General features: G+C 71.4%; 24 protein-coding genes. 15 read left to right on the top strand and 9 right to left on the bottom strand.

Annotation, left to right across the window (positions count from 1 at the left end; genetic code table 11):
• The first annotated feature begins 6 nt into the window (after window positions 1-6).
• From ACIBJG_RS26800 to ACIBJG_RS26780, 5 genes are all read left to right on the top strand, one after another.
• On the top strand, window positions 7-324 hold the full coding sequence (locus ACIBJG_RS26800) for a PAAR domain-containing protein (protein WP_399311092.1): 318 nt from the start codon (window positions 7-9) through the stop codon (window positions 322-324).
• The gene (locus ACIBJG_RS26795; protein ID WP_399311090.1) at window positions 321-776 is read left to right on the top strand and encodes a GPW/gp25 family protein; all 456 of its coding nucleotides are present in this window, start codon (window positions 321-323) and stop codon (window positions 774-776) included. The genes ACIBJG_RS26800 and ACIBJG_RS26795 overlap by 4 nt, the downstream gene beginning before the upstream one ends.
• Window positions 776-2737, top strand: a complete 1962-nt coding sequence (locus ACIBJG_RS26790; RefSeq protein ID WP_399311088.1) for a putative baseplate assembly protein — start codon at window positions 776-778, stop codon at window positions 2735-2737. The genes ACIBJG_RS26795 and ACIBJG_RS26790 overlap by 1 nt, the downstream gene beginning before the upstream one ends.
• Window positions 2734-3297, top strand: coding sequence for a phage tail protein (locus ACIBJG_RS26785; protein WP_399311086.1), 564 nt, complete (start codon window positions 2734-2736; stop codon window positions 3295-3297). Before ACIBJG_RS26790 ends, ACIBJG_RS26785 begins: the two co-directional genes overlap by 4 nt.
• 454 nt (window positions 3298-3751) lie before the next feature.
• Window positions 3752-4540, top strand: coding sequence for a zinc ribbon domain-containing protein (locus ACIBJG_RS26780; protein WP_399311083.1), 789 nt, complete (start codon window positions 3752-3754; stop codon window positions 4538-4540).
• Here ACIBJG_RS26780 and ACIBJG_RS26775 read toward each other — a convergent pair.
• Window positions 4537-4959 carry a MarR family winged helix-turn-helix transcriptional regulator gene (locus tag ACIBJG_RS26775; RefSeq protein WP_399311081.1) on the bottom strand — a complete coding sequence of 141 codons (423 nt, stop codon included), beginning with the start codon at window positions 4957-4959 and terminating at the stop codon, window positions 4537-4539. The two genes, ACIBJG_RS26780 and ACIBJG_RS26775, sit on opposite strands and share 4 nt — an antisense overlap.
• Window positions 4960-5045: 86 nt before the next feature.
• Between ACIBJG_RS26775 and ACIBJG_RS26770 the strand changes: the two genes are divergently transcribed.
• Window positions 5046-5687 (top strand): MBL fold metallo-hydrolase, encoded by a 642-nt coding sequence (locus ACIBJG_RS26770; RefSeq protein ID WP_399311183.1) that lies wholly within the window; start codon window positions 5046-5048, stop codon window positions 5685-5687.
• Between the two features lie 26 nt (window positions 5688-5713).
• Here the strand turns inward: ACIBJG_RS26770 and ACIBJG_RS26765 are convergent, their stop codons facing one another.
• On the bottom strand, window positions 5714-6964 hold the full coding sequence (locus ACIBJG_RS26765) for a HEAT repeat domain-containing protein (protein WP_399311079.1): 1251 nt from the start codon (window positions 6962-6964) through the stop codon (window positions 5714-5716).
• 105 nt (window positions 6965-7069) lie between these two features.
• On the opposite strand from ACIBJG_RS26765, the gene ACIBJG_RS26760 reads away from it, so the two are divergent.
• Window positions 7070-7951, top strand: a complete 882-nt coding sequence (locus tag ACIBJG_RS26760; RefSeq protein WP_399311076.1) for a glycosyltransferase family 2 protein — start codon at window positions 7070-7072, stop codon at window positions 7949-7951.
• A 17-nt stretch (window positions 7952-7968) separates the two neighbouring features.
• Here ACIBJG_RS26760 and ACIBJG_RS26755 read toward each other — a convergent pair whose 3' ends face one another.
• Entirely contained in the window at window positions 7969-8373 is a 405-nt protein-coding gene (locus tag ACIBJG_RS26755; protein WP_399311074.1) for a hypothetical protein, read from the bottom strand.
• An 84-nt stretch (window positions 8374-8457) separates the two neighbouring features.
• On the opposite strand from ACIBJG_RS26755, the gene ACIBJG_RS26750 reads away from it, so the two are divergent.
• A complete protein-coding gene (locus ACIBJG_RS26750) occupies window positions 8458-9273 on the top strand; it encodes a Scr1 family TA system antitoxin-like transcriptional regulator (protein WP_399311071.1) in 816 nt (271 codons plus the stop codon).
• Entirely contained in the window at window positions 9270-9521 is a 252-nt protein-coding gene (locus tag ACIBJG_RS26745) for a DUF397 domain-containing protein (protein WP_399311069.1), read from the top strand. The genes ACIBJG_RS26750 and ACIBJG_RS26745 overlap by 4 nt, the downstream gene beginning before the upstream one ends.
• 83 nt (window positions 9522-9604) lie before the next feature.
• On the opposite strand, the gene ACIBJG_RS26740 is transcribed toward ACIBJG_RS26745, so the two are convergent.
• Window positions 9605-11893, bottom strand: a complete 2289-nt coding sequence (locus ACIBJG_RS26740; RefSeq protein WP_399311067.1) for an LPXTG cell wall anchor domain-containing protein — start codon at window positions 11891-11893, stop codon at window positions 9605-9607.
• Between the two features lie 264 nt (window positions 11894-12157).
• Between ACIBJG_RS26740 and ACIBJG_RS26735 the strand changes: the two genes are divergently transcribed.
• Window positions 12158-13093: a hypothetical protein gene (locus tag ACIBJG_RS26735; RefSeq protein WP_399311065.1), complete on the top strand. Its 936-nt coding sequence runs from the start codon at window positions 12158-12160 to the stop codon at window positions 13091-13093.
• A 127-nt stretch (window positions 13094-13220) separates the two neighbouring features.
• On the opposite strand, the gene ACIBJG_RS26730 is transcribed toward ACIBJG_RS26735, so the two are convergent.
• Both ACIBJG_RS26730 and htpX read right to left on the bottom strand, forming a co-directional pair.
• Window positions 13221-13805: a hypothetical protein gene (locus ACIBJG_RS26730; RefSeq protein ID WP_399311063.1), complete on the bottom strand. Its 585-nt coding sequence runs from the start codon at window positions 13803-13805 to the stop codon at window positions 13221-13223.
• A gap of 9 nt (window positions 13806-13814) precedes the next feature.
• On the bottom strand, window positions 13815-14726 hold the full coding sequence (gene htpX, locus ACIBJG_RS26725; protein WP_399311061.1) for a zinc metalloprotease HtpX: 912 nt from the start codon (window positions 14724-14726) through the stop codon (window positions 13815-13817).
• A 169-nt stretch (window positions 14727-14895) separates the two neighbouring features.
• Here htpX and ACIBJG_RS26720 point away from each other — a divergent pair, with 169 nt between their 5' ends.
• Both ACIBJG_RS26720 and ACIBJG_RS26715 read left to right on the top strand, forming a co-directional pair.
• Window positions 14896-16104, top strand: coding sequence for a cytochrome P450 (locus ACIBJG_RS26720; RefSeq protein WP_399311059.1), 1209 nt, complete (start codon window positions 14896-14898; stop codon window positions 16102-16104).
• A gap of 29 nt (window positions 16105-16133) precedes the next feature.
• Window positions 16134-16313 carry a ferredoxin gene (locus ACIBJG_RS26715; protein ID WP_399311057.1) on the top strand — a complete coding sequence of 60 codons (180 nt, stop codon included), beginning with the start codon at window positions 16134-16136 and terminating at the stop codon, window positions 16311-16313.
• Between the two features lie 24 nt (window positions 16314-16337).
• Here the strand turns inward: ACIBJG_RS26715 and ACIBJG_RS26710 are convergent, their stop codons facing one another.
• A complete protein-coding gene (locus ACIBJG_RS26710) occupies window positions 16338-17018 on the bottom strand; it encodes a pyridoxal 5'-phosphate synthase (protein ID WP_399311055.1) in 681 nt (226 codons plus the stop codon).
• A 186-nt stretch (window positions 17019-17204) separates the two neighbouring features.
• Here ACIBJG_RS26710 and ACIBJG_RS26705 point away from each other — a divergent pair, with 186 nt between their 5' ends.
• Complete coding sequence (locus ACIBJG_RS26705; protein WP_399311053.1) at window positions 17205-17393, top strand: type II toxin-antitoxin system Phd/YefM family antitoxin; 189 nt, start codon at window positions 17205-17207, stop codon at window positions 17391-17393.
• Between the two features lie 23 nt (window positions 17394-17416).
• Here ACIBJG_RS26705 and ACIBJG_RS26700 read toward each other — a convergent pair whose 3' ends face one another.
• A complete protein-coding gene (locus tag ACIBJG_RS26700; protein ID WP_399311051.1) occupies window positions 17417-18595 on the bottom strand; it encodes a thiolase C-terminal domain-containing protein in 1179 nt (392 codons plus the stop codon).
• Between the two features lie 165 nt (window positions 18596-18760).
• Between ACIBJG_RS26700 and ACIBJG_RS26695 the strand changes: the two genes are divergently transcribed.
• Together ACIBJG_RS26695 and ACIBJG_RS26690 are read left to right on the top strand one after the other, a co-directional pair.
• Window positions 18761-20020: an acyl-CoA dehydrogenase family protein gene (locus ACIBJG_RS26695; RefSeq protein ID WP_399311048.1), complete on the top strand. Its 1260-nt coding sequence runs from the start codon at window positions 18761-18763 to the stop codon at window positions 20018-20020.
• Window positions 20020-20562 (top strand): nitroreductase family deazaflavin-dependent oxidoreductase, encoded by a 543-nt coding sequence (locus ACIBJG_RS26690; protein WP_399311046.1) that lies wholly within the window; start codon window positions 20020-20022, stop codon window positions 20560-20562. Before ACIBJG_RS26695 ends, ACIBJG_RS26690 begins: the two co-directional genes overlap by 1 nt.
• 180 nt (window positions 20563-20742) lie before the next feature.
• Here ACIBJG_RS26690 and ACIBJG_RS26685 read toward each other — a convergent pair whose 3' ends face one another.
• Window positions 20743-21390, bottom strand: a complete 648-nt coding sequence (locus tag ACIBJG_RS26685) for a TetR family transcriptional regulator (RefSeq protein ID WP_359131959.1) — start codon at window positions 21388-21390, stop codon at window positions 20743-20745.
• Window positions 21391-21455 lie beyond the last annotated feature (65 nt).

Here is a 21455-nt window from a genome sequence, read left to right as displayed (position 1 = left end):
GCAGCCATGCCCCCCGCAGCCCGCACAGGCGATCCCACCGTCCACGGAGGCGTCATCGGCACCCCGCCACCGGGTGCGGTGGCCGTCGTCACCGTGCTGATCGGCGGCAAGCCGGCCGCGGTCACCGGCAGCCTGCACGTGTGTGCCATGCCCCCGCACGCCCTGCTCGGACCGGGCAACGTCGTCATGCCGAACCCGGCCGCGGCGGTCGGCGGCATGGTCCTGATCGGCGGGCTGCCGGCCGCCCGCATGGGGGACACCACCAGCTGCGGCGCCAAGATCATCATGGGTGCGCCGAACGTCCTGATCGGAGGCCCGATATGAGCGGCAGCGGATTCATCGGACGCGGCTGGGGCTTCCCGCTGCGCGTCGGCGCCACGGGCGGCATCGGGATGGTCGAACGGGACCAGGAGATCGAGGAGGCCATCGGCCTGGTCCTCGGCACCGCGCCGGGGGAGCGGCCGATGCGGCCCGAGTTCGGCTGCGGCATCCATGACTACGTCTTCGCTCCCGGCGACGGCGCCACCGCCGGCCGCATCGCGCACGAGGTGCGTACGTCACTGGAACGCTGGGAACCACGCATCGAGGTGAGGGACGTGGTGGTCGCCTTCGACACCGTCGACGAGGGCACGCTCTACATCGACGTGCACTACACCGTGCGGTCCACCAACGACCTGCGCAACCTCGTCTTCCCCTTCTACACGATCCCGTCCTCCGGGAATTCCGGGAACACCGTCCATTCCGGGGCGAGTTCCGAAGAAGCGGGGGCGGCCTGATGTCCCTGCCGTCCCCCAACCTGGACGACCGCCGCTTCCAGCAACTCGTCGACGAGGCCAAGCGGTACGTCCAGCAGCGCTCCCCCGAGTGGACCGACCACAACGTGTCGGACCCCGGGGTCACGCTCATCGAGACGTTCGCGTACATGGTCGACCAGCTGCTGTACCGGCTGAACCGGGTGCCCGACCGGAACTACTCCGCCTTCCTCGACCTGCTCGGCGTGCGGCTGTTCCCGCCGACGGTCGCCCGCGCCGACGTCGACTTCTGGCTGTCCGCCCCGCAGCCGGACACCGTGCGGCTCCCGGCCGGCACGGAGGTCGCCACCGCACGGGGTGAGACGGAGGAGGCGGTCGTCTTCTCGACCGCCGAGGACCTGGCGATCGTGCCGAGTTCCCTGGTCAGACTGGTCACCGCCCCCATGTCCGGCGACCAGACGGACCGCACCGCGCCGCTCGGCGCGGGCAAGGACATCCCCTGCTTCCAGCCCCGGCCGGAGCCGGGCGACGCCCTGCTGTTCGGGCTGCCCACCGCCGTACCCCGGTGCATCGTCGCCGTACGCCTCGACAGCCGCGTGGAGGGCGTCGGCGTCGACCCCCGGCAGCCGCCGCTGGTGTGGGAGGCGTGGGACGGCGCCCGCTGGGTGCCCTGCCTGACGGGGACCGACAGCACCGGAGGGCTCAACAAGCCCGGCGAGATCACCGTGTTCGTGCCCGCCGGACACACGGCCTCGGTGACGGCCGGGGTCCGGGCCGGCTGGCTGCGCTGCCGGGTCACCGCACCCGAACCGGGGCAGCCCTTCTACTCGGAGTCGCCGACGATCCGCGAGGCCGAGGTGTTCACCGTCGGCGGCACCACCGGCGTCGAACACGCGGAGACGGTCCTCGACGTACCGCTCGGCACGTCCGAAGGGGTCGCCGGCCAGCGGTTCTCCGTGACCAAAGTGCCGCTCCTGATGGACGGCGACCCGCCCGTCGTCCAGGTGTCCGCCGCCGAGGGCTGGCAGGTCTGGACACCGGTGGAGCACTTCGGCGCCTCGTCCCCGGGCGACCGGCACGTACGGATCGACGCCGTCACCGGCGAGTTCGCCTTCCCGCCGGAGGTGCGCGAAGCGGACGGCACGATGCGGGTCTACGGGGCGGTGCCCCCGAAAGGCGCCCAGCTCCGGGTCCCCCGCTACCGCACGGGCGGCGGGGCCGCCGGGAACGTGGCGCGCGGCGCCATCCGCGTCCTGCGCAGCTCGGTGCCGTACGTCGCCTCCGTCGACAACCGCGAGGCGGCACGCGGCGGGGTCGACGGCGAGAGCGTCGAGAACGCCAAGGTGCGCGCGCCGCACATCCTCCGCGTCCAGGAACGGGCCGTCACGGCCGAGGACTACGAGGTCATCGCCCGCGAGGCCGCGCGCTCGCTGCGCAGGGTCCGCTGTCTGCCTGCCGTCGCGGGCGAGGGCGGTGCGGTACGGGTCCTGGTGGTGCCCGACGCGGTGCCCGACGAGGGCGGCCGGCTGCGGTTCGAGCAGCTGATCCCGCCGGACTCGGTGCTGGCGGCGGTCGCCGGGCGGCTCGACGAACGGCGACTGGTCGGCACCCGGCTGAGCGTGGAACCGCCCGCCTACCAGGGCGTCACCGTGGTCGCCGAACTCGTGGCGGCCGACGGCGAGGTGGACCGCGTCCGGACCGAGGCGCTCGACGCGCTGTTCCGCCACATCGACCCGCTGCGGGGCGGCGCGGACGGCGCCGGCTGGCCCTTCGGCAGGCCCGTCCAGTACGGCGAGATCTTCGCCGTACTGCAGGCCGTGCCCGGAGTCCGCCTCGTCGACGAGGTACGGCTGTTCCCCGCCGACCCGCTCACGGGACGCAGGGGAGCGGCGGCGGACCGGATCGACGTCGCCGCGAACGCCCTCGTCTTCTCCCACCAGCACCAGGTCGTCGTCACGGCGGCCGGGGCCGGTGACCGCCGATGACCAGGGCCTCGGTCCCCGGGCTCCCCAGCCGCTACCCCATCGGTGGACTGCTGCCCGCCCTGTACGCGGACGACGACCTGGCCCAGCGCTTCACGGCGGGCCTCGACACGGTCCTGGCCCCCGTCCTCTCCACCCTCGACAACCTCCCGGCCTACTTCGACCCCGCGCTGACCCCGGACGACTTCCTGCCCTGGCTGTCGTCCTGGGTCGGGGCCGACATCGACCCCGCATGGCCGGTGGAACTGCGCCGGGCGGTCGTCGCCCGCGCCGTCGAACTCCACCGGTGGCGCGGAACCCGACGCGGTCTGGTGGAACACCTCCGGCTCTGCTTCGGTGTGGAGGCCGTCATCCACGACGGTGGCGGGGCCACCTGGTCGTCGGAGCCGGGGGGACAGCTCCCGCCCGCCCCGACCGGGGAACTGCTGGTACGGGTCCGGGCACCGGACGGGCGACCGGTGGACGCGGCCCGCATCCTGGGCGTCGTCCGGGCCTCGTGCCCCGCTCACCTCACCTGCCGGGTGGAGATCCTGCCAGGCGCACCGGACGAACCAGGAGACTGATGTGACGCGCTCGTGCCCGGCCTGCGGAGCCGCCAACGAGGAGGACGAGGACTTCTGCGGAAGCTGCGGTACGTACCTGGGCGGATCGTCCTCGCGGCGCACCCGGACGCCGGCTCCGGCGACGGATCCGGTGCCGGAACCGACCCCGACCCCGGAACCGATAGCCCCGCCCACGCCGGAGCCCGCGCCGGAGCCCACGCCCGAGCCCTCGGCTGCGCCTGCGCCCTCACAGCCTGCGCCAGCGCCCCCGGCTCCGGCCCCGGCTCCACGCCCCGCTCCGGCACCGGTCGCGGAGGACCCGCCGCGCCCCCCGGCGCCCGAGCCCGCGCCGGAGCCGGAGCCCAGCCCCGTACGACGGTCCGAACCCACCCCCGTACGACGGTCCGAGCCCACCGCCGTACGGCCGGCGCCGCCGGCTCCCGTGCGGCCGCAACCGCCGGTGGTGCGCGAGCCCGTGGTGGACGAGCCCGTGGGAGCCGTGCAGCCCGGTGTGCCGATCGCCGCACGCCCCGTCGTCAGGCCGATCGCGGCGGTCGACGAGCCGGACGGCACGCCCTGTCCGAAGTGCGGGGCCTCCAACCGGCCGGGCCGCAAGTTCTGCCGACGCTGCGCGGCCCCGCTGAATCCGGGTGAGCAGGCTGAGGCACTGCCCTGGTGGCGCACCAGGTGGCCGTTCGACCGCAAGGTGCGGGCAGGGTCGGGGCGGCTGCTGCGGGGGAGCGTGCTGGCCCTGCTGATCGCCGGGCTCCTGGTCGCGGGCTTCATGCTCGTACCGGCCGGGCGCTATGTCGTCGAGGACGTACGGGACAAGCTCGGCGGAACAGGGGAGATCAGCCCCGCAGACGTCTCGGCGAGCGGTTCCGTCCCCGGCCATGCCGCGAAGCTGGCCACGGACGGGGTGACGAACAGCTACTGGGGCGCCCCGGAGCTCGGAGCCTCGCTGACCGCCGAGTTCGACAAGCCGTTCCGGCTGGTCGGCGTCACGGTGCACACCGGGGTGTCGAAGGAGCCCGAGGCGTTCCAGCGGAATGGGAGGCCGACCAAGGCCGACCTCTTCATCACGACGGAGGACAAGAAGGTCCACGAGAAGTCGATGACCCTCACCGACAAGCCCGGCCCGCAGTCGATACGGATGGGCATCAGCGATGTCGTCTCCGTCCGGCTCGTCGTGCGGGAGGCGGCGGGGCAGGGAGCCGGGCGGTCGATCGCCCTCGGGGAGATCGAGTACTTCAAGCGCACTTAGGCTTTGAGGCGGCCCGTCAGGCGGGACAGCAGGGCGACGGACTCGCTCAGTCGCCGTCGTTCCTCGGGGTCGAAGGTCTCGCGGATGGCGGCGCCGAGGACGCGGGCGCGCAGGTCGCGTTCCCGCTTGAGGCGGGAGCGGCCCGCGTCGGTGAGGTACAGCAGGAGCTTGCGGCCGTCGGCGGGGTGCTGTTCGCTGTGGACCAGGCCGGCGGCGGTGAGGTCCTTGACCGTCTTGGCGGCCGACTGGTGCGTGACGCCGCGCAGGCGGGCGAGGTCGGCCGTGGTCAGGGGGCTGCCGCGATCGATGAATCCGAGAATGGCGGCCTCGCCGGGGGGCATGGTGTCCACGGCGCGTACCGCCCGGACCAGCTCACCGATTGACCGCCGCAGCTCTTCGGCCAGCGCGTCTTCCTTCATAGGGCCATCTTAGGCACAGCTGTGAGCTCTAGTTGTACAGTTAGGTTGTACAAACAGGTTCAGTGAAGAAGGACGGTATCCCGGTCATGGAGCTCACCAAGTTCGGTCATGCGTGTGTGCGGCTGGAGAAGGGCGGACGCCGCCTGGTCATCGACCCGGGCGGTCTGACCGACCCCGGGGCGCTGGAAGGCGCCGACGCCGTGCTCGTGACGCACGAGCACTTCGACCACTTCTCGGAGGAGGTGCTGCGCCGGGCGGCCGCAGCGCATGCGGGCCTGCGCATCTGGGCCAACTCCGCTGTCGCGAAGCGACTGGACGGCCTCGGCGCGCAGGTCGCCGTCACCGGGGAGGGGGACGCCTTCGACGCGGCGGGCTTCGGTATCCGGGTGCACGGAGCCTGGCACGCGGTCATCCACCCGGACATTCCCCGCATCCCCAACATCGGGTTCCTGGTGGACGAAACCCTCTTCCACCCCGGTGACGCCCTGACCGTCCCCGACGCCCCGGTCGGCACGCTGCTGCTGCCCGTGCACGCTCCCTGGTCCACCGTCGGCGACCTGATCGACTACGTGCGCGAGGTCGCTCCCCACGACGCCTACGCCGTGCACGACGGCGCCCTCAACGACATCGGCACCGCGATGGTCGGGGGCTTCCTCGGCGGGAGCGGCCCCGGGGTCCCCGCCCGCTACCACCGGTTGGCCCCGGGCGCGAGCGTTCGGATCGGCTGAATTACCCGGGGGAGGCGGCGCCCGGTTCAGCCGCTATGACGCTGCGCGTAGCGCTCTGCCGCATCCAGCAGCCAGTCGTCCGCATCCGCCCGATCGACCGGGCCGATCAGGCGGGCGCCCTCCACACAGCGGGGGTCGTCGGCGTCGGCGAGGCCGCTGACGGCCTTGATGCGGACCAACTGGTCGTCATCGTCGAGGAATCCGGCCAGGATGTCGGCGACTGCGGGGCTGCGCCCCTCGAACTCGTAGAGAACCTCGCACACGCTCGCGCGGACGCGGGCGTCGGTGTCGCGAGCCAGCGCGGCGAGCACCTCCAACGCCTCGGGGTGGGTGTACGCGTGTCGCGTTCGGCCCAGCATCGTCGGCACCTGGACGCGCACCCTCGGGTCCGGATGCGTGCGGAAGGTCAGCCCCACCTCTTCGATCTTCGGGTCGTCGACGTCGACGGAGTTGAGCCCCCTCAGTACCGAGACCAGCACCGCCGGGTCCGTTTCCTCGGTGACCCACGGCAGGAGAAATTCCACGGCCCGCCGCTCCCAGGGCCATTCCCCCAAGGGGGCGGGGCGGTCGACGATGAGGAAACACCACACGAGGGCCGCAGCGAACTGCCGACGCAGGGGATCAGGGTCGGAGCGCAGCGCCAGGGCCGCTTCCCATGCCTCCACGTCGGATCGTTTGGCGAGCACGGCGGTCGCTTCCCACCAGTCGGCATGTTCCCCGTCGGCACGGGCGAGTGCCCGGGCGAACAGGTCGTCGAACGACCTGCGCAACCCGAACTCCGCTTCCAGGCACGTGAGGACGGCGGAATGGCCGTCGCACACACGCATCCCGCCCAGCGCGATCACGTGGTACTCGGTGACGTCGAAATCGTCGACGAACCGGCGGCTTTCGACCGGACCCGTCGCACCGGTCGCGCGGCGGAGACCGGTTTCGGCGCCGGTCTCGTACCAGTGCCGAGCGCAGGCCAGGAGTCCTGCCCGCTGCTCTTCCGTGAGCCGGTCCTCACCATGCCTGAGCAGGGCGACGGTCACGCCGGCATGGCCGGAGGCCACGGCCCTCAGCAGCGGTGTGCTCCCGTCGGGCAGCGGCCGGAGCGGATCGACTCCGGCTTCCAGCAGCACCTCCGCCACGTACCCGTCGAACGCGTCGACGGCGAGGCACAGCATGGACACGCCGTCGGCGTCCGTCGTCTCCGGCTCGACTCCCGCCCGCAGCACGTCACGCACGAGGTGCGCGCGACCGGCGCGCACTGCCTCGATCAGCTGGTCCTCCGCCATGGTGTTGCCCCCCCGCTACCTGGTGCCGGGCTGCGCCGGCCCGGCGAACCTCCCCGGGTCAAAGTACTAGCCTCGGGGCTCCACCGACCCCTGGAGTTTGCCGCCATGCCCTTGCCACGTATCGGAGTCGTCATCGTGACCATGGGGACCCGTCCGCAGGAACTGGCGGCTCTGCTCGCTTCGGTGGAGCGGCAGGATGCGCCTGCGGCGAGGGTGATGCTGATCGGCAACGCCACGCCCCTCGCGGATGTGGACGTCACGGCGAACGTGACCAAGGTCCCGCTTGACGAGAACCTCGGTTGCCCGGGAGGACGCAACGTCGGTCTGGAGATTCTGCGCGACTCCGGCGAAGTGGATGTCGTCATCGAACTGGACGACGACGGCCTGCTCATCGAGGCGGACGTGTTCGGGAGGATCCAGCACCTTTTCGCGTCGGACCCGCGCCTCGGAATCGTCGGGTTCCGGGTCGCTGATGAGCACGGGCACACGGAGCGGCGCTGGGTCCCCCGACTGCGAGCCGACGACCCGATGCGGCGCGGCCTGGTGACCGCGTTCCTCGGCGGCGGACACGCCTTCTCCATGCCGATGCTGCGGGAGACCGGACTGTGGGCCTCGGAGTTCTTCTTCGGGCATGAGGAGTCCGACCTGGCATGGCGTGCGCTCGATGCGGACTGGAAGATTCTGTACGAGCCCGAGCTCGTTCTGCAGCACCCGAGGACGTCTCCGGCCCGGCACGCGGTCTACTACCGGTTCACGGCCCGGAACCGCGTGTGGCTGGCACGCCGCCGGCTGCCGTTGCCACTGATCCCGGTGTACCTCGGAGTATGGATCCTGCTCACCATGTCGCGTGTCCGGTCCGTGGACGGAGCCAAGGCGTGGTGGGGCGGCTTCGCCGAAGGTGTACGCACACCATGCAGTCCGCGCAAGGCGATGAAGTGGCGAACGGTGTGGCGCATGACCCGACTGGGCCGCCCACCACTTCTCTGAGCCCGGCCCAGCGGCCACTACTCCCCGGCCGCGAGTTGCGCGCTCACCACTCCGTGCAGCAGCTCCGCGTCCACGAAGTCCCCGGCGTCCGGCGGCCCGCAGCGCCAGCTGAGCGGGTACGTGTTGCCGTGGGCGGCCGGAATCCCCACGTACTGGTCGCGGGCCGCCGGGCCGAAGCACTTCGCGCCGGGCGGCCAGTCGAAGTCCCGGCTCGCGCCGGGCGCCAGCAGGAAGTACGTCCACCGCGCCCCCGCGATCTCCCGCACGACGGGCCCCGGATCGCCGTCGGTGAGCGTCGCGAGATGGTGCAGCACCGCCTCACCCCGTACGCCGCGCAACCGGATCGCGTCGAAGTGGATCCCGGTCAGGTGGAGTTGGAGCCCCGAGACGGGTACCCATTCGGGGTGCTTCTTCTGCGTCATGGCTATGAGCATTCCGTCGACTGCGTAGCGTGACCAGGAGGACGCGATCCACATCGGGCCGATGTGGGGAGGGTGGTGAGGGCTGTGGGGACGAGTGGCGAGACGACGCGCGGGCGGCGGCTGGTGGGGGAGCTGATCCGCATCCACCGGGTGCGGGCGGGGCTCACGCAGAAGGAGGCGGCGGAGCAGCTGCTGATCTCGGAGTCGCTGATGGGCGCGGTCGAGCGGGCGGAGCGCATTCCTTCGCGCGACCTGCTGATCGACGCGGACCGGGTGTTCGGGGCGGGCGGGGCGCTGAAGGCGTGCTGCGAGCTGGTGGACGAGGAGAAGTACCCGCCGAAGTTCCTGGACTGGGCGAAACTGGAGCGGAACGCGCGGGTCATCAGCGCGTACGAGACGATGCTGATCCCGGGCCTGCTCCAGACGGAGGGGTACGTGAACGCGCTGTACCGGTCACGCGTACCGGCGTACACGGAGGACGAGATCGCCCGGCACGTCGGAGCGAGGCTGGAACGGCAGACGGTGTTGTCGCGCACGCCGCCGCCGCGCATCGGGTACGTCATCGAGGAGTCGGTCCTGGACCGGACGCTCGGCGGGCCCGAGGTGCTTAAGGAGCAACTGCGGCACGTACTCGACTGCGTTGAGCGGCACAACCACCTGACGGTGCAGGTGATGCCATCGGCTCAGCACACGCATGCGGGGTTGAACGGGCCGATGCAGCTGATGTCCACGGTGGAGGGCCGCGCATTGCTGTTCGCTGAGGGGCAGGGCGGAGGTAAGTTGCTTTCGAAGCCGGAGCAGGTGGGCGACATGTTCGACCTCTTCGGCATCCTGCGGGCCCAGGCGCTGAACCCCTGGAAGTCCGCAGAGATCATCGAGACGAAGGTGAGACAACTGTGAGCCACGAAGCCCCCGGACTGACCTGGTTCAAGTCCAGCTACAGCAACAACGAGGGCGAGGCCTGCATCGAAGTCGCCTACGGCTGGCACAAGTCCAGCTACAGCAGCAACGAAGGCGCGGCCTGCGTAGAGGTGGCCACCTGCCCCCACACCGTCCACGTCCGCGACTCCAAGGTCACCGACGGCCCCACCTTCGCCGTCGCCCCCGCCGCCTGGACCGCGTTCCTGGGGCACGCCGCGAACGGCTGAGCTCTCGCCCGTCACCGCCCCGCGGAGCGGCCCCCACACCCGTACCGCATGAGGGTGTGGGGGCCGTCGCGTACGCGCAAAGGCTAGCCGCCGATGCCGCGCCTGCGCCTGAACCAGACCAGTGCCCCGCCGGCCGCCAGAAGCGCGGCGGCGATTGCGGCGATGGTCAGGACCTGGGTGCCGGTGTCGGCCATGTGGCCGTCCGGGTCACCGCCTGCGTGGGGCGGTGTGCTGTGGCCGCCGTTGCCGGACGGGCTCGGGGCCGGGGTGTGCGTGGGGGTCGGTGTGCCGGTCGGCTGTTCCGTGGGCTTGCCGGTCGGACTGGGCGAGGGGGTGGGGGCGGGACCGCCGCCACCGGGCCGGCCGCTGTTGTCGCCGCCCATCACCGTGGTGCCGGTCGCCTGGTAGTCGAGGGCCTCGTTGCGCGAACCCTGCACCACTGAGGGCAGGTTGGGCTTCTCGGCCTTGAACCGCGCCTTGCTGACCTTCTCCTGCGGCTGTTTGGTCAGGTCGACGCCACCCACGGTGTAGACCCAGACCTCACCGCCGACGGGGATCTCGTACTTGAAGTCGCCCTCGCTGTAGGAGCGCTTCATCTCCTTCCAGACGGTCATCTTGTCCCAGTCGGCGTTCTTGCCGCGCAGGGGCCAGCGCTTCACCTGGTTGCTGTCGATGATCTTCGCGAAGGAGCCGCCGAATGCCTTCTTGTCCTGGGCGACGGTCTGGCGGACGTACTCGGCGGCGATGCGGGCCTTGTAGACGCGGCGCAGGTCGGCGTACTTGGGCGCCTCGTTGATCTGCTTCTGGACCACCGGCAGGACCGTCTGCTGGTAGACGTCCATGTTGTGGGCGGTCTGCTCCTTGCTCAGCTTGCAGGGCATGCCGCCGCCGGGTCCGGGTGTGCTGTAGTCCTGGGCGACGGTCTTGACGTCGAGCGGGGCGTCGAGGATGTAGGCGCCGTCGTCCTCGATGCGGACCTGGGCCTTCTTCGGCACGATCCAGTTGCGGGTGGAGCCCATGCAGGGCGCTCCGTCGATCTTGGTGATCTCGTCCCAGAACCGCTTTCCGGCGTCGGTCTTCGGGTCCTCCGCGCGACCGAAGTCGTGCTTCATCTCCATGTCGGCCTCGAGCAGGACGCGACCCGCGTCGGTCTTGTCGAACGGCGGCTCCATGACCGTGTTCGGGTCGTCCGGATTGAGGTTGACCCAGAAGTGGTCAGGGGTGAGTGCGAGCCAGGTGAAGAAGGCGTCCGAGGTGAGCTGGGCCTTCTCCTGGCCGCCGTAGCCGGGGGCAGTCTCCTCGTCGGTGTTCTTCGCGCTGAAGGCGTAGGAGAGGTTCCCCGTCTTCGTCTGCCCGACGTAGGAGATGTCGAGGGTGGTGAAGTCGACGCCGCCCGGATTGCGCAGGCCGTTGCCGGGCTGCTGGATCCGGCCGCGGGCCTGCTCGATCTGACGGCGGACGTCCTCAGGGGTCGGCGCGGACCGGCGGGCCATGTCGGCGCCGGAGCCGAAGGAGGGCCGGTTCGGGTCCGGTGTCATCAGCTGGTTGCTCCCGGGGGTGTACTTGCCCGGGGTGAAGCGCGGGTTCGGGGTGGCGGCGTGCCGGTAGTACTTCACGCCGGCGGCCTTGTACTTCTTGACCGTATCGTCGTCGGGCTCCAGCCCGTTGATGTAGACGACCTTCCAGCCCCTGCGGACCAGCTCGGCGTCGATCTTCAGCTGCCGGGCGTCGTAGCCGATCCCGGACTTGACCTCGTAGACGGTCCGGGTGCGCTGGTTGACGGCGTCGAAGACCCGGCCGTCCTTCATCACGTCCTTGCCCAGCGTCCGCTCAAGCTCTTTGTGCAGGCCGGGGTTCAGGTCGCGGAGGTTCTTCTGGCAGATCCAGTCCACTCCGCCGAGGTCGAAGTACTTCACGACCTCGGACTCGAAACTGCTGCCCCGCTTGTTGTTGCCTTCGTTGCGGGAGTAGATGTTGTTCAGCCACTCGTTGAACGTGCCCTTGTAGGGCTTGGAGCCGGCCTGGGTCCGCTTCCAGGTCGTGACCGCGCTCTCCGGCGTTCCCCACTTGTAGTTCTTCGGGTTGTCCCCGTCGGGCAGATCGATCAGCCCGGGGTCGGTGAGCGCCTCGTAGCCCTTGGCGAGGTGGTCGTAGCCGTAGAAGCGGTCCTCGGCGTTCGGAGTCTTCCACTGGTTCGGGCCGGTGGGCTTGGACCCGGGCAGCTTGTGGGCCGGCGGCGGTGTCGGGCTCGTGCCGTACTTGTCCATGCAACGGCCCAGCATCGGCTTCGGCGGCGCCGCTTCGGCGCTGTGGTGCAGGCCGGGCAGCGGCCCGGCGACCAGTACGGTCGCGCCGAACGCAACGGCCGCCACGCGAAGCCTTAACCAGCCGCGTGCGCGTATCGCAGAATGCATGTGTGTATGTCCCTCATGGGGGCAGCTGTCAGCCCTTGTACGCAGTGCGGGCAAGGGAGGGTCGGCGGTGCATGGCCCCCGTCGATGCCACCGCCTTTCCCGGCACCCTAGCCTCCGGCGCCCCGGGACCCACAGGGGATACACAGGCGTGGCGCACAACAAACACACGTCCTCCAAGGGCATTTGGCGCCGGCGCGGGGTGGCGGCCTACGCTTTGCGGTCATGACCACGGACCCGCACCGCCCCACACCTGAGGAGCTCCTCGACCTGTGGCTGGACGACATGCAGGTGCTGACCGCGCGGCTCGAACAGGTCCACCTGCCACGCGACTTCCCGCTCGACTACACGCCCGCCTCCCTGGCCGCCCTCGAACGGGAGCTGCTCGACGAGGAGTCCGACGACGGCCTGCGCCGGGCGGCGATCCCCTACATCGGGGAGGTCCTCATGGACACCTGCGGCGGCCGGTGGGACATCGACCCGGACGCGGGAGGTGAGGACGGCGAACCGTTCGTCCGCCCCGACCCCGCCCTCGGCCTGCCCCCGGTGTTCATCGGCGTCCTGATCGAGGTCGCCCTGGCCGAGGAGTCCGGGGAGGTGTTCGCGCGCGAGCGGGAAGAGCTGGCCGAGGCCGTGTCCGCCCGGCGCCGGACCGTCCCGGGCTGGGAACCGTACAAGGAACGCTCGCCCCTGGACCCGATCGGCCCGCAGCCGGCGGACGCGTGGCTTCAGTCGTGGCTGGCCCGGCGGCGGGACGCCCACCCGTCCTGGGTACGGGCGCTGGCAGCGGCCCGGGACGCCGATGGGTGGGACGACTTCGACCCGTCGACGCTGGATGCTCTGGAAAGGCAGGTACGCGACAGCTACCGCACCCTCGCCGACTTCGACGCCGACCGCGAGGGGCCGTTCCTTCAAGGCGCCGTCTGGTATCTCGGACAGGTCATCTGCCTGCACCACGACAGCACGTGGGTGCACTGGGCGATCGAGCCGGACGCTCCGCGCGGCAGCCACCACCACGAGGACAACCCCTGGTCCGGCACCCCCTTCACCCACCAGCCCCACAAGCGCGGGGCCCGCCCCTGCGATCCGCTCGACATGCTGCGCGGCATCATCCGGTACGGAACCGGCCACCACCTGGCCGACGCCATCGCGGACGTCTGACGCAGCTCATGGCGAACGGCTGAGCAGGGCGCCGGGGACGCGCTGTTCGCTCTCCACCGAGAAGCCGACGCCCCGCGGGGCGTCGGCCGGATTCGTAGCTGTGACACGCTCGGCGGCTGCGCGCCCCTCACAACCCCGGCGCCCCCCACACCGGAAACCACCGCCCCAGGTCCTTCTCCACCCGCAGGTCGTCCCCCAGGGCAGCCCGGACCTGCAACTCCAGCTGGTTGTCCCGCCGCTCGCCGCCGCCCGGCACCGGCGCGAACGGGTAGAACGTGCCGCGCTTGTACAGATAGACCAGCGCCAGCGACCGCCCCTCCGCGTCCCGGAAGCCGATCAGTGAGCAGAGGAGCTGCGGGCCGAAGCCGCCGTCCTGGAGCAGGGTGTTGACCGCGTGCAGGTCGTTGACCAGGGCGGCCGTGTCGTCGGCCGGCTGCCGGGCGAGCAGCCAGGTGTAGCCGTACGTGTCCCGGCTGAACTCCACCGGGATGCCGCCGCGCTCCGTGTCCGCGTCGAGCAGCTCCCGTACGTCCTGCTGGATACGGGCGAAGGTGCCGCCCTCCACGCCCGCGAAGCACACCGAGCCGCGACCGGTCGGGACGAAACCCGTGGCCGCCTGGAGGGTGAGCGTGGCGGAGGGGACGGCGAAGAGCTGGTCGAGGTCGGGGCGGACCGGCTTGCTGCGGCCCAGGATGGTGTCGAGCAGGCCCACGGGGTCTCCTTACGGGCGGGACAGGTCGGCGGAGATGCGAGCCAGCTGGTCCAGGCGCTGTTCCAGCGTCGGGTGCGAGGAGAGCAGCCGGCCGATGCTCTCCTTGGAGGAGAAGGCGGGGACGAAGTAGAAGGCGTTGTACGGCTCCGCCTTCCGCAGGTCCTCCGTCGGGATCCGGGCCATCTGCCCGCTCACCTTGGTGAGGGCGGACGCGAGGGCCGAGGGTCTGCCGGTGAGCAGGGCGGCCGTGCGGTCCGCGGAGAGCTCGCGGTAGCGCGAGAGCAGCCGGGTCAGCAGGAAGCTCAGGGCGTAGACCACCGCGCTGATCAGGGGGATCAGCATGATCGCGATGCCCATGGGGTCGTTGCTGCGGCTGTTGCGGGAGAAGCCGCCCCACAGGGCCACGCGGGTGATGATGCCCGCGAGGACGCCGAGGAACGAGGCGATCGTCATGACCGCCACATCGCGGTGCGCCACGTGCGACATCTCGTGGGCGAGGACGCCTTCCAGCTCCTCCGGTTCCAGTCTTCGCAGCAGGCCCGTCGTGGCGCAGACGAGGGCCGTCCTCTCGCTGCGGCCGGTCGCGAAGGCGTTCGGTACGTCGCTCTCGGCGATGGCGACCCGGGGCTTCGGCATGTCGGCGAGCGCGCAGATCCGGTCGATCGCGCCGTGCAGCTCCGGCGCCTGCTCGGGCGTGACCTCGCGGGCGCCCATGCTGAAGGCCGCGATGCGGTCGCTGAACCAGAACTGGGCGATGAACATGCCCCCGGTGATGATCAGGATGATCGGCCAGGCGCCGCGCAGTACGGCAAGCAGGACGCCGACCAGGACCACGTACAGCAGGCCGATCAGGAACATGGTGGTGACCATGCGCGTGGTCAGACCGCGGTCGGGGGCGTACCGGCTACGGGTTTTGGTCATCGGAGACCTCCAGTCCTCGCCTGCCTCCATGGTGCTCCTCGGCGGCCGAAAGTGGATGGGGTCGCTCCGTTCGGGGGATTTGGCCGAACTCCGCCTAGCCGTTTAGGTGCCTGGGGCATCTAGTGGGGGGTGATCGGCAGGACACCCCCCTCTCCTTGTGAGGTCCGCCATGACAGAGACCGAGACAGCGCCCGAGACCGTCTCCTTCCCGCAGAACCGCACCTGCCCCTACCACCCGCCGACCGGCTATCCGAGCGCGAGCCGTGGCCAGCAGTCGGTCTCCCGCGTGCGGCTCTTCGACGGCCGTACGGTGTGGCTGGTGACCGGGCACGCCGAGGCGCGGGCGCTCCTCGTGGACCCGAGGCTCTCGTCCGACCGGGAGAATCCCGCGTTCCCGTTCTTCGCCCGGCGGCAGGCGGCGACCACCCAGAAGCGCGTCGAGCTGCTCGGCCTCGACGATCCCGAGCACAACGTGCAGCGCCGGATGCTGATCCCGAGCTTCACGGTCAGGCGGGCGGCGGCGCTGCGGCCGAGCATCCAGGGGATCGTCGACCGGCTCCTCGACGCGATGGTCGAGCAGGGGCCGCCGGCGGAGCTGGTCAACGCCTTCGCGCTGCCCGTGCCCTCCATGGTCATCTGCGCACTGCTCGGCGTGCCCTACGCGGACCACGAGTTCTTCGAGGCACAGTCCCGCAAGCTGCTGCGCGGCCCCGACGGCTCCGATGTCGAGGCGGCGCGGGACGCCCTGAGCGAGTACTTCCGCGTACTGATCGAGCGGAAGCGGCGCGAGCCGGGCGACGGGCTGCTCGACGAGCTCATCGCCAAGCAGCTGGAGACCGGGGCGTTGGACCTGGACGAATTGGTCCGGCTGGCCCAGATCCTGCTGGTGGCCGGCCATGAGACGACGGCGAACATGATCTCGCTCGGCACCCTCACCCTCCTCCAGCACCCGGACCAGCTGGCCCTGATGCGGGACGGGGGCGACAGGGTTCCGGCCGTCGTGGAGGAGCTGCTCCGCTTCCTGTCCATCGCCGACGGGCTCTCACGGGTGGCGGTCGAGGACATCGAGGTGGGCGGGGTGACCTTGCGGGCGGGGGACGGGGTCCTGTTGTCCACCGCCGTGGTCAACCGCGACGAGGCTGCCTTCCCGTCGCCGGACGAGCTGGACCTCGGGCGCGGGGCGCGCAACCACGTCGCCTTCGGGTTCGGCATCCACCAGTGTCTGGGCCAGAACCTCGCCCGGGCCGAGCTGGAGATCGCGCTGCCCGCGCTCTTCGGCCGCCTGCCCGGCCTGCGGCTCGCGGTGCCCGCCGAGGAGATCCCGTTCAAACCGGGCGACACCGTTCAGGGGCTCATCGAACTGCCCGTGACCTGGTGACCGGCACCCGAGCGGAAGGACGGACGGACATGCGGATCGATATCGACAGGGACGTGTGCATCGGGGCCGGGCAGTGCGCCCTGGCTGCGCCCAAGGTGTTCACCCAGGACGACGACGGGCTCAGCGAACTCCTGCCCGCGCCCGAGCCCGGGCCCATGGTGGGCGAAGCCGCCCGCGCGTGCCCCGTACAGGCCATCACGGTCACCTGACGCGGCAGCCGGGGGCGGAGCGGGTCAGGGCCAGAGCAGCTCCCGCGTCCAGTCCGCGGCGTCCCGGCGGTAGCGCAGCCGTACGTGCCGCCGCCGGGCGTCGCCCTGGAAGAACTCGACCTCGCGCGGCTCGACCACGTACCGCGTCCAGCTCGCCACCTCCGCGTCCGGCTCCGCCTGGGCTCGTAGCCACGCGGCGTCCGAGGCCCGGTCGAGCTCACCCGTCGAGCCCAGCACCTCGCTCTGCCGCCCCACCAGCGCCGAGGCGAGGGCGCCCGTCGAGCGGGCGTGCAGATCGGCGCTGCTCTCGGCGGGGGAGCAGGCGGTGACGGGGCCCCGGACCCGTACCTGTCGGCCCTGCGCGGGCCAGTAGAAGCCGAGCGCGGCGTACGGGTGCGCGGCGAGCTGGCGGCCCTTCGCGCTGGTGGCGTGCGTGGCGAAGTGCCAGCCACGCTCGTCGGCGTCGTGCAGCATCAGCGTGCGTACGTCGGGCAGTCCCTCCGCGTCGGCCGTCGCCAGCGTCATGGTGTGCGGCTCGGCCTGCCCGGCGGCGACGGCCTCGGCGAACCAGGCGTGGAAGAGGGGGAGGGGTGCGGCGGGCGCGGCGACCGGGTCGAAGGCAGGGAGCTCGATGTCCCAGACGCGCTGGGCGTGGAGCAGGTCGAGGAAGGCGCGCTGTGTGGCGGCGGCCGATGCGTCAGTCATACGCCCATTCCACCCGGTGCGGCGAAGTCGGCGGGGGAGCTGAGAGCGAAAAGGGCGCGGCGGAGGCGGCCGGGACAGGCTCGGACGCGTGGGTCAGCGCCCACATCACTCCGAACTCCGATCGAAAGGGGCGCGCCCGGCGACGATTCTGTAGCGCAGTGAGACACGCGGGGCTGCGTTGGGCGTATGAAGACCATTACGCAGCGGGAGTTCCGGAATCGGTCCGCAGACGTCATGAACGCCGTGGAGGCGGGCGAGGTCTTCCACATCACGCGTAACGGGACAGAGGTCGCGGAGCTTCGCCCGCTCACGCGCAAACGGAGCCTGAGCGCGGAGGAGCGGCTGGAGGGCGTGCTCACCGTCGTCGCCGTGTGAGCCCGCGCCGGGGGCCGGTCCCCTCACCCCCGCCCCAGCACCACCGTCCCCGACGAGCAGAACCAGCCGCCCGTCCCCGACGCCACCGCCAGTTCCGGCAGTCGGCCCCCCGCCTTGCGTACCTGCCGGTCCCCCGCCTCGCCGCGCAGTTGGCGTACCGCCTCCACCAGCAGGAACAGTCCGCGCATCCCCGGGTGGCAGGCGGACAGGCCGCCGCCGTCCGTGTTGACCGGGAGTTCGCCGGTGAGGCCCGTGCGACCTTTCTCCACGAACGACCCGCCCTCGCCCTTCGCGCAGAAACCCAGGTCCTCCAGCGTCACCAGCGTCATGTAGGTGAACGCGTCGTAGATCTCGGCCAGGTCGATGTCCGCCGGCCGCACCCCCGCCCGTTCGAAGGCGAGGCGGCCGGAGACGGCGGCGGGGGAGACCGTGAAGTCGTCCCACTCCGACATGGTGGAGTGCGAGACGTGCTCACCGGTGCCGAGGATCCAGACGGGGTCCTTCGCCGTGTCCGGTACGTACTCCTCGGCTGCCAGCAGCACCGCGCAGCCGCCGTCGCTGCGGATGCAGCAGTGCAGTTTGGTGAACGGGTCGGCGATCATCGGGCCCGAGAGGACTTCGTCGACCGTGACCGGGGTGCGGAACATCGCGTCCGGGTTGGCCGCCGCGTTCGCCCGGGCCTGCACCGCCACCTCGGCGAGCTGCTCCAGCGTGGTGCCGTACTCGTGCATGTGGCGGCGGGCGGCCATCGCGTACTTGGCGATCAGCGAATGGCCGTACGGCACCTCGAACTGGAGCGGGCCCCGGGCCCCGAAGGAGAGGTTCGACGTGCGGCGGCCCGCCTTGATGTCCGCCCGGGCCGTCGACCCGTACACCAGCAGTACGGCGTTGGCGCGGCCCGCCGCGATGGCGTCCGCCGCATGGGCCGCCATGACCTCCCAGGTCGATCCGCCGACCGAGGTGGAGTCCACCCAGGTGGGTTTCAGCCCCAGGTACTCGGAGACCTCGACGGGGGCGAGCGTGCCGAGGCCGGCCGAGGCGAAGCCGTCGACGACCGACCGGTCCAGGCCGGAGTCGGCGAGCGCGCGGCGGGCGGCCTGGGCGTGCAGGGCGTACGGCGTGGCCGTGTCGACGCGTCCGCAGTCGGCGAGGGATACGCCGACGACGGCTACCTTGCGGCATGAAGAGGGCGTGGCAGACATGAATCTGACGGTACATCAGATCAAGTGGGAGTGAACCTGCGCGCGGTGCGCGGATCTTGTGGTCCCTGTCGCCTTGCGCGACTCTGGGAATCTCGCTGCTTCACCCCTAGCATGACGGCCCGTCAGATCAGGGGCCGTCGGCCTCTGAGGGGAAGGAGTCCGACGATGGATGCCGCCTTCACTGCGGAACAGGACGAAATCCGCCGCACCCTGCGCGAGCTGCTGGCCGGGCGCGGCGCAGGGAGAGCCGCAGCGACACCGGACGGCCCCGGCGACGCGGGGAATGCCGCAGCGACACCGGGCGGGTACGACACCGCACTGTGGCGCCGGCTCGCCCAGGAGCTCGGGCTGCCCGGACTCGCCCTCCCGAAGGAGTACGGAGGCGGAGGCCGCGGGCCCGCCGAGCTCGCCGTCGCCCTGGAGGAGACCGGCCGCGCCCTGCTGCCGTCACCGCTGCTCGCCACCGCCGTACTCGCCGCACCCCTGATCCTCGCCCTGGGGACCGGGGAGCAGCGCACCGCCCTGCTGCCGTCCCTCGCGGCGGGCGAACTCACCGCGGCCCTGGCCGTCCCCGGCGGCTCGCTCTCCACCGCGCTCGGCCTCACCGGTGATCTCACCGGTGGCGCCTGGGCGGGCGGCGGCCGGGCGGGCGGCGTGCAGGCCCGCCCGGCCGGCGGTGACGGCGGGTGGCGGCTGTACGGGGAGGCCGCCCAGGTGCTGGACGGGGACAGCGCCGGACTGCTCCTGATCGCCGCCCACACCGGCGGCTTCCCGCGCAGCCGCACCCTCCTGTTCCTGGTCCGGACCGACGGGCCGCAGCCGCCCGCCGGTCTCGTCCGCACCCGGCAGACCTCGCTCGACGTCACCCGGCCGCTCGCCCGCATCCAGCTGCGCGACACCGAGGCGGAACTCCTCGGCGCCGACGACACCGTGGACGCGCTCGCCGCGCTCACGGCCACCGGACGCACGGCGGCCGTGGCGGTCGCCGCCGAGGCGGCCGGGGCAGCGGCGAGCGCGCTGGAGCGGACGGTCGACTACGTCGGGGAACGCGAGCGGTCAGGCACGGCGGTCGGTTCCTTCCAGGCCGTGAAGCTCCGCCTGGCGGACCTGTACGTACGCGTGCGGACGGCCCGCTCCGCCGCGTACTACGCGGCCTGGGACCCGGAGTCCGGCGGTCTCGCACTCGCCCAGGCGCTGGAAGCGCTGCGGATCACCACCGCGGAGGCCGTGCAGTTGCACGGGGGGATCGGCTTCACCTGGGAGGACGAGGCGCGGCTGTACTTCAACCGGGCCGCGTCCGACGAGCTGCTCCTCGGCCCCGTCCACCGGCTCCGCGACCACGCCGCGCAGCGGGCCGGACTGTTCGGGCCCGAGCCGCGAACCGGCGCGGCAGGGCATGGGCCGGCCGGGCAGGTGGCGGTCTGATGGCACCAGGGGTCCGGCTCGTTCAGAAGGTGTCCTCGACCCGCGTCTTCGCGCGGATCGCCCCGCACGTCGTGCCCGCCATGGACCGCACGGTGCACCGGCTCACCCGTGGCCGGGTGCTGCTCAGCGCGCAGATGCTGCCGGGGGTGGTGATGACGGTGCCGGGTGCGCGCAGCGGGCAACTCAGGACCACTCCGCTGGCCTGCATGCCGGAGCCGGGTGAGGGCGGGAAGGGCGGCTGGATCCTGGTCGGCAGCAACTTCGGCCGTCCGGGTCATCCGGCCTGGACGGCGAATCTGCTGGCGCATCCGGAAGCGGCCGTCATCAACTGGAAGGGGCGCGACATTCCGGTGCGGGCCCGCCTGCTGGCGGGCGAGGAACGGGCCCGGGTGTGGGAGACGGCACTGAAGTTCTGGCCGCCCTATGCCGCGTACCAGGCCCGGATCGACCGGGAGATCCGGCTGTTCCGGCTGGAGCGGTTGGAGTCGCAGGAGCCGTTGGGGCCGTTGGGGCCGTTGGAGGGGCGCGGGGGTCCTGCGTGATGCCCGGAGGGGTCCGGAGGGGTCCGGAGGGGTCCGGAGGGGTCCGGAGGTGTCCGGGGCGTCCGGAGGGGTCCGGGTACGCCGACGGCGGACCACATGCGTGGTCCGCCGTCGGCGAGACAGGACCTGGGGCGCCCGGGATCACCGCGCGTCACCCAGTACGGGATTCCGGCGCGGGCTCTACTTCGTCGGCTTCTTGCCGGTGATGCCCAGATGCACCAACAGCGCCAGGTTCGGCCTGAGTTCGGCCTGCTTCACGCCCCAGGTGGTGAAGCCCTTCTGGTGCGAGGCGACGGCGGCCAGCATCGCGACCAGGGAGCCCGCCATCGCCGCGGCGCTGACGTCCTTGTCGACCTTGCCCTTGGCCTGGAGCTCCTTCACCGAGTCCGTAAGGGAGTTGGTGACGGAGTTCAGGATCTTCATGCGGATCTTGTAGAACCGCTTGTCGCCCTCGGCCGCGCCGAGGTCGACCACGCGCAGGATGGCGTCGTTGCGCCGCCAGAAGTCGAGGAATCCTTCGACGAGTTCTTCGGCTGCCTGCCATCCGGATTTTCCGACCCAGGAGCGTCCGGCGACCAGTTCGGTCAGTCCGGCACCCTCTTTGGCCATCTCTTCGGCGATCTCGAGGACGGCGCCCTCGACGTCGGGGAAGTACTGGTAGAAGGTTGCGGGTGAAGTCCCCGCCTTCCGGGCGACGTCGATGACTTTGACGTCCCGGTACGGCGAGGAGCTGAGCATCTCGCTGAGGCAGTCGAGCAGCTTCTGCCGCGTCGCCTGTCCGCGTCGACCGGCCACGCGGCCGTCGACGGTGCGTACTTGTCCTGTCATGCCGTCAGCTTACCGACGGGTGATCGGAGCGCGATTCGGCCGACTGCAAATGGGGAGGGCGGCAG

The sequence above is a fragment of the Streptomyces sp. NPDC050422 genome, from assembly GCF_044458665.1.
GTDB lineage: Bacteria > Actinomycetota > Actinomycetes > Streptomycetales > Streptomycetaceae > Streptomyces.
Note: the sequence above shows the minus strand (reverse complement) of the source record. Positions and strands in the feature narration are given on the sequence as shown.

Bases quoted from the DNA above. Each gene is read 5' to 3' on its own strand.
- ACIBJG_RS26755 (WP_399311074.1), bottom strand. From the start codon at position 8,373: ATGACGCAGAAGAAGCACCCCGAATGGGTACCCGTCTCGGGGCTCCAA.
- htpX (WP_399311061.1), bottom strand. From the start codon at position 14,726: ATGACCAAAACCCGTAGCCGGTACGCCCCCGACCGCGGTCTGACCACG.
- ACIBJG_RS26705 (WP_399311053.1), top strand. From the start codon at position 17,205: ATGAAGACCATTACGCAGCGGGAGTTCCGGAATCGGTCCGCAGACGTC.
- ACIBJG_RS26710 (WP_399311055.1), bottom strand. From the start codon at position 17,018: ATGACTGACGCATCGGCCGCCGCCACACAGCGCGCCTTCCTCGACCTG.
- ACIBJG_RS26690 (WP_399311046.1), top strand. From the start codon at position 20,020: ATGGCACCAGGGGTCCGGCTCGTTCAGAAGGTGTCCTCGACCCGCGTC.
- ACIBJG_RS26800 (WP_399311092.1), top strand. From the start codon at position 7: ATGCCCCCCGCAGCCCGCACAGGCGATCCCACCGTCCACGGAGGCGTC.
- ACIBJG_RS26785 (WP_399311086.1), top strand. From the start codon at position 2,734: ATGACCAGGGCCTCGGTCCCCGGGCTCCCCAGCCGCTACCCCATCGGT.
- ACIBJG_RS26695 (WP_399311048.1), top strand. From the start codon at position 18,761: ATGGATGCCGCCTTCACTGCGGAACAGGACGAAATCCGCCGCACCCTG.
- ACIBJG_RS26685 (WP_359131959.1), bottom strand. From the start codon at position 21,390: ATGACAGGACAAGTACGCACCGTCGACGGCCGCGTGGCCGGTCGACGC.
- ACIBJG_RS26700 (WP_399311051.1), bottom strand. From the start codon at position 18,595: ATGTCTGCCACGCCCTCTTCATGCCGCAAGGTAGCCGTCGTCGGCGTA.
- ACIBJG_RS26735 (WP_399311065.1), top strand. From the start codon at position 12,158: ATGACCACGGACCCGCACCGCCCCACACCTGAGGAGCTCCTCGACCTG.
- ACIBJG_RS26765 (WP_399311079.1), bottom strand. From the start codon at position 6,964: ATGGCGGAGGACCAGCTGATCGAGGCAGTGCGCGCCGGTCGCGCGCAC.
- ACIBJG_RS26795 (WP_399311090.1), top strand. From the start codon at position 321: ATGAGCGGCAGCGGATTCATCGGACGCGGCTGGGGCTTCCCGCTGCGC.
- ACIBJG_RS26720 (WP_399311059.1), top strand. From the start codon at position 14,896: ATGACAGAGACCGAGACAGCGCCCGAGACCGTCTCCTTCCCGCAGAAC.
- ACIBJG_RS26775 (WP_399311081.1), bottom strand. From the start codon at position 4,959: ATGAAGGAAGACGCGCTGGCCGAAGAGCTGCGGCGGTCAATCGGTGAG.
- ACIBJG_RS26715 (WP_399311057.1), top strand. From the start codon at position 16,134: ATGCGGATCGATATCGACAGGGACGTGTGCATCGGGGCCGGGCAGTGC.
- ACIBJG_RS26790 (WP_399311088.1), top strand. From the start codon at position 776: ATGTCCCTGCCGTCCCCCAACCTGGACGACCGCCGCTTCCAGCAACTC.
- ACIBJG_RS26770 (WP_399311183.1), top strand. From the start codon at position 5,046: ATGGAGCTCACCAAGTTCGGTCATGCGTGTGTGCGGCTGGAGAAGGGC.
- ACIBJG_RS26760 (WP_399311076.1), top strand. From the start codon at position 7,070: ATGCCCTTGCCACGTATCGGAGTCGTCATCGTGACCATGGGGACCCGT.